Origin of the sequence: Rhodococcus sp. P14, from assembly GCF_000256505.1 — a bacterium.
GTDB lineage: Bacteria > Actinomycetota > Actinomycetes > Mycobacteriales > Mycobacteriaceae > Rhodococcus > Rhodococcus ruber.
The window spans coordinates 1-6125 of record NZ_AJFC01000405.1 but is presented as its reverse complement, the minus strand read 5'-3'; the positions used below and the strand labels follow the sequence as shown (position 1 = coordinate 6125).

At 73.1% G+C, this 6125-nt stretch carries 1 protein-coding gene; it reads right to left on the bottom strand.

The genetic code is table 11. The features are described 5' to 3' along the window. The coding region (locus OEY_RS29375) for a non-ribosomal peptide synthetase (RefSeq protein ID WP_010596950.1) at positions 1 to 6125 on the bottom strand (6125 nt) is incomplete at both ends.

Genomic DNA, 6125 nt, shown 5'->3' with positions numbered 1-6125 from the left:
GTCACCTCCGCCGCCACCCGCTGCGCCAGTCCATCGGCGGACACCGGGACCGGATCGAGGTCGGGGGTGGCCTGGACGGGGTCGGTGACCAGCTGCGCCGGTCCGGTGTTCTCGCTCGGGTACCAGGTGCGCAGGGTTTCGTGACGGGCGATCAGGTCGTGCACGGCGGCGGTGAGCGCTGCCCGGTCGAGGCGGCCGGTCAGCCGGATCGCCAGGGGGATGTTGTAGGCGGCCGAGGTGGTGTCGAACTGGTTGACGAACCACATCCGCTGCTGCGCCGGGGACAGCGGGATCCTATCCGGGCGCGGGCCTGCGGTGAGGGGGACGCGGGGGCCGCCGGCGTGGTCGTCGAGGATGCGGGCGGCCAGGGTCCGCACCGTGGGGGCCTCGAACAATGCCCGCACGCCGGCGTCGGTGCCGAGGGCGGCGTTGATGCGGGCGACCACCCGGGTGGCGATCAGCGAGTTCCCGCCGAGGTCGAAGAAGCTGTCGTCGACGGAGACCTTCTCGTGGCCGAGGGCCTCGGCGACGATCTCGGCGATGACGGTCTCGGTCTCGGTGGCCGGGGCGCGGTATTCGCCGGTGGCCGACAGGTCGGGTACCGGCAGGGCGCGGCGGTCGAGCTTGCCGACGGGGGTGAGCGGGATCTCGTCGAGGACGACGACCGCGGCGGGCACCATGTGCGCCGGCAGTTGCCCGGCGACGTGGGCGCGCAGCGCGGCGGTGTCGACGTGGTGGCCGGTCTCCGGCAGCACGTAGGCGACGAGGGCGGTGTCGCCGGACGGGGCGGGGTGCCCGATCGTCACCGCGAACGCGACATCGTCGTGGGCGGCGAGGACGGTGTCGATCTCGCCGGGTTCGATGCGGAACCCACGGACCTTGACCTGGAAATCGGAACGCCCGAGGTACTCGAGGTCGCCGTCGGTGCGCCAGCGCACCACGTCGCCGGTGCGGTACATCCGCTCCCCCGGCGCCCCGAACGGGTCGGCGACGAATCGGGCGGCGGTCAGGTCGGGGCGACGATGGTAGCCGCGGGCGAGGCCGGCGCCGGCGATGTAGAGCTCACCGGCGACCCCGGTGGGGACAGGCCGCAGTCGTTCGTCGAGGACGACCTCGTGGAAACCGATCGCGGGGCCGCCGACGGTGACGGTGGTGTCCGGACGCATGTCGGGGCTGACGCTGGTTTCGATGGTGGCCTCGGACGGGCCGTAGCCGTTGTACATGTGCCGGCCCGGCGCCCACCGGTCGACCAGTTCCGGTGGGCAGGCCTCCCCGGCGACGACGAGCACGCGCAGCTCGTCGAGCCCGGTGGGGTCGAGGGAGGCGAGGGTGGTGGGGGTGACGAAGGCGTGGGTGATGTGTTCCTCGCGCAGGATGCGGGCGAGTTCCTCGCCGCCGTAGACGGTGGGCGGCACGATGACGAGAGTGGCGCCGGCGCAGAACGCCTTGGTCAGCTCGAACAGGGACGCGTCGAAGCTCGGCGAGGCCAGATGCGACACGCGGGCCCGGTGGGTGATCGAGAAGTGTTCGCGCACTTCGGCATTGAGGTTCGTCAGGCCGCGGTGGGTGACGACGACGCCCTTGGGTCGACCGGTCGAGCCGGAGGTGTAGATCAGGTAGGCCGGATGGTCGTACCGCAGCGGGGCCCGACGGTCGTCGTCGGTGACCGGGGCGGGCGAGACGTCGTCGAGTCCGCGGCGCAGGCCGGGGTCGTCGAGCAGCAGCCACGGCACCGAGTCGGCGGGCCACACGTCACGGTGGGCGGTGGTGGTCAGCCCGAGGACGGCCCGGCAGTCGTCGAGCATGTAGGCGATCCGCTCGGGCGGGTAGCCGGGATCGACGGGGACGAACGCCGCCCCGGACTTGGTCACCGCCCACACCGCCGCCACCGACTCGATCGATCGGGAAATCCCCAGCGCGACGAAGGATTCGGGTCCGACGCCGCGCTCGACGAGGACCCGGGCCAGCCGGTTGGACCAGGCGTCGAGCTCACCGTAGGTGACGGTGCGGCCTTCGAACGACAGCGCGACCGCCTCCGGCACGATCGCCGCCACCGACGACAGCAGTTCGGGCCACAGCTGGGGGGAGACCGCGGGCCGGCCCCGCGCCGGGGCGAGGGTGGCGAATTCGCGGGGGGTGACGATCTCCACGTCCCCCACCGTCACGGCCGCATCCGCGGTGACGGCGTCGAGGATCCGCACGAACCGGTCCGCGAACGAGGCGATTGTGGCCGCGTCGAACAGGTCGGTGGCGTACGTGAACGCCGCCTGCACGCCGGATCCGGCGGGCCGTTCGGCGATCGACAGCTGCAGGTCGAACGGGGACAGGCCCGGATCGAGGTCGAGCACGCGGGCCGTCGCCCCGGGCAGGGCGATGTCGGGGCGCTCGATGTCCTGGAATTCGAGCAGCACCTGGAACAGCGGCGGGTAGGACGTCGACCGGGGCGGGTCGAGGGCCTCGACGAGCCGCTCGAACGGGACGTCGGCCTGGCCGAAGGCCGCCAGGTCCGCCGAGCGGACGCGCCGCAGCAGCGAATCGAACCGTTCGCGTTCGTCGACCGGGGCCCGCAGCACGACGGTGTTGACGAACATGCCGACGAGATCGTCGAGGGCGCGGTCGCCGCGGCCGGCGACGGGGGTGCCGATCACGATGTCGTCGCTGGTGGACAGCCGGGCCAGCAGCACCGTGAGCGCCGCATGCACGACCATGAACAGCGACGCGTCGTGCGCGCGGGCCAACGCGAGCATCCCGCGATGGGTGTCGGTGCCGATCTCGAAGGCCACGCGGGCACCGCGGCCGGACTGCTGCACCGGGCGCGGCCGATCCCACGGCAGCTCGAGCAGTTCCGGTGCCCCGGCCAGGGCGTCGTGCCAGAACGCGAGCTGCCTTGCGGCGAGGGAGGCGGGCTCGGACTCGTCGCCCAGCACGGTGTGCTGCCACAGCGTGTAGTCGGCGTACTGCACCGGCAGCGGCGACCAGGTGGGGGCGTGCCCCTCGGCGCGGGCGGCGTACGCGGTCATCAGATCCCGCCCCAGCGGTCCCATCGAGAATCCGTCGGCGGCGATGTGGTGCACGACCAGGACCAGCACGTGGTCGGTGTCGGTGACGGTGAGCAGCCGGATCCGCACCGGCACCTCGGTGGCGACGTCGAAGCCGGTGCCGACGATCCGGTCGATGTGCGCGGGCACCGTGTCCTCGGTCTCGACGGGGGTGACGGTGAAGTCGGGCTGCCACACCGCGACGGGCAGCACGACCTGTACCGGGCCGTCGTCGGTGAGCGGGTAGCGCGTGCGCAGTGTCTCGTGCCGGGCGGCGACGTCGGCGGCGGCGGCCCGCAGCGCGGCGTGGTCCAGCGTCCCGGCCAGGCGCAACGCGACGGCGATGTTGTAGGCCGGGGACGTCGTGTCGAACTGGTTGATGAACCACATGCGCTGCTGCGCCGGGGACAGCGGGACCACCGGCGGCCGGGTCACGGCGGCGAGCGGGGGCCGGGCGGCGGCGTCACGGTCACGTAGCCGCTCGGCCAGGGCCGCGACGGTGGGTGCGTCGAACAGGTCCCGCACGCCCACCTCGGCGCCGGTCGCGGCGGCGATCCGCGCGGCCATCCGCATGGCCAGCAACGAGTTTCCGCCCAGTTCCAGGAAGTTGTCGTGCACACCGACCCTCGGTACCGCGAGCAGATCGGCGAAGATCTCGGCCAGCACCTGTTCGACCGGGGTCCGCGGCGCGACGTGTTCCGCCGCCCGGTCGGCGGCGAGATCCGGGGCGGGCAGGGCCTTGCGGTCGAGCTTGCCGTTCGGGTTCAGCGGGAGCCGGTCGAGGACGACGACGTGGGTGGGCACCATGTAGCCGGGCAGCCGGGCGGCGGCCGCCTCGAGCAGGGCCGCGGTGTCGACGGTGCGGTCGGACTCGGGTACCACGTACGCCACGAGCACCCCGTCGGAACCGTCGGCGGCGCCGGTGGGCCGGTGCACCACGACGGCGGTCTGCGCGACGACCGGGTCGGCGAGCAACGCGTGCTCGATCTCGCCGAGTTCGATTCGCAGCCCCCGGAGCTTGACCTGGAAGTCGGAACGGCCGAGGTAGACCAGGTTGCCGTCGCGGCGCCAGGACACGAGGTCGCCGGTGCGGTACATGCGGGTGCCGGGTGGACCGAAGGGGTCGGCGACGAACCGGTCGGCGGTCAGGTCGCCGCGCCCGACGTAGCCGCGGGCGAGCTGGATGCCGGACAGGTACAGCTCGCCGACGGCACCGACGGGGACGGGGTGCAGCCGCGCGTCGAGGACGTGGACGCGGGTGTTCCACACCGGTGCACCGATCGGCACGACGTCGGCGTCGTCGTCGGTGCACGCCCACGAGGTGACGTCGACGGCGGCCTCGGTGGGCCCGTACAGGTTGTGCAGCGCGGCGGCGGGGAACGCCGCGTGGGCGGCGGTGACCGTGGCAGGGGGCAGCGCCTCGCCGCTGCAGAACAGCAGCCGCAGCGACGGGCAGCGGCCCGCGTCGGTGGCCGCGACGAACACCGCGAGCATGGACGGCACGAAATGCGCCACGGTGACGTGCTGCTGCTCGACGACGGTGGTCAGGTAGGCGGGGTCGCGGTGCCCGTCGGGTGCGGCGACGACGAGCCGAGCCCCGGTGTGCAACGGCCAGAAGAACTCCCACACCGACACGTCGAACGTGAACGGGGTCTTCTGCAGGACGGTGTCCTCGGCGGTGAGCGGGTAGGCGTGCTGCATCCACCGCAGCCGGTTGACGATCGCGGCGTGCGGGACCGCGACCCCCTTGGGGCGGCCGGTGGAGCCGGAGGTGTAGAGCACGTAGGCGAGGTGGTCCCCCGTCAGCGGGGCGGTGCGCTCCTGCGGGGTGAGGGCGGCGGCGGACTCGCCGCTCGGCTCCAGCCGGTCCAGCTCGAGGACCGGGACGGAGGTGGGCAGCGGTGTCCGGTCGGCGGTGGTGGTGAGCACGCACACCGGGCGGGCGTTGTCCAGGACGTACTCGAGCCGGTCGGCGGGATGGTCGGGGTCGAGCGGCAGGTACGCGCCGCCGGCCTTGATCACCGCGTACATCCCGACGAGCAGCTCGACCGAGCGGCGCATCGCGAGACCGACGAGACGGTCCGGACCGACCCCGGCGGCGATCAGGTGCCGGGCGAGCCGGTTGGTGCGGGCGTCGAAGTCGGCGTACGTCACGGTCTCGTCGCCGAACACGACGGCGTCGGCGTCGGGCGTGCGGGCGGCCTGCCGGGCGAACAGGTCGGCGAGGGTGTGCGCGGTGCGGGGCGCGTCGGTGGCGTTCCAGCGCCGCAGGATCAGCTCCCGTTCTCCCCCCTCGAGCAGGTCGAGGTCGCCGACGGGGACGTGCGGGGCGGCGGTCACGGCGGTGAGCAGCCTCACGAACCGCTCGGTGAGGGCGGTGACGGTGCCGGGGTCGAACAGGTCGGTCGCATACGACAGGGCGCCGGTGAGGGCGGCGCCGTCGTGGCCGGGGACCTCGGTCAGGGTCAGGTGCAGATCGAATTTGGTGGTGCCGGTGTCGATTTCGGAGACGTCGACGGTCAGGTCGGGTAGCTGCAGGCGGGCCGACTCGGTGTTCTGGAATGCCAGCATCACCTGGAACAGCGGCGCGTACGCCTCGGACCGGTGGCCGGGGACGGCATCGACCAGGGCGTCGAACGGCAGGTCGGTGTGGGCGAGGGCGTCGAGGTCCCGGTCCCGCACGCGGGTCAGGTGTTCGGCGAAGGTGTGCTGCGCGTCGACGGGGGTGCGCAGCACCACGGTGTTGACGAACATGCCGACCAGATCGTCGAGGGCACGGTCGCCGCGACCGGAGACGGGGGTGCCCACGGTGACGTCGTCGCTGCCCGACAGCCGGGACAGCAGCACCGCCAGGGCGGCGTGCACGGTGATGAAGGGGGTGGCGCCGTGGGTGCGGGCCAGTTCGCCGACGGCCCGGTACAGCTCGGCACCGACGTCGAAGCGGACGGTGGCGCCGCGGAACGACTGGTGCGGCGGGCGGGGCCGGTCGGTGGGCAGCGCCAGCACTTCCGGTGCCCCGGACAGGGTCTCGCGCCAGTAGTCGAGTTGGGCGGCGGCGAGCGAGTCCGGGTCGGCCGGGTCGCCGAG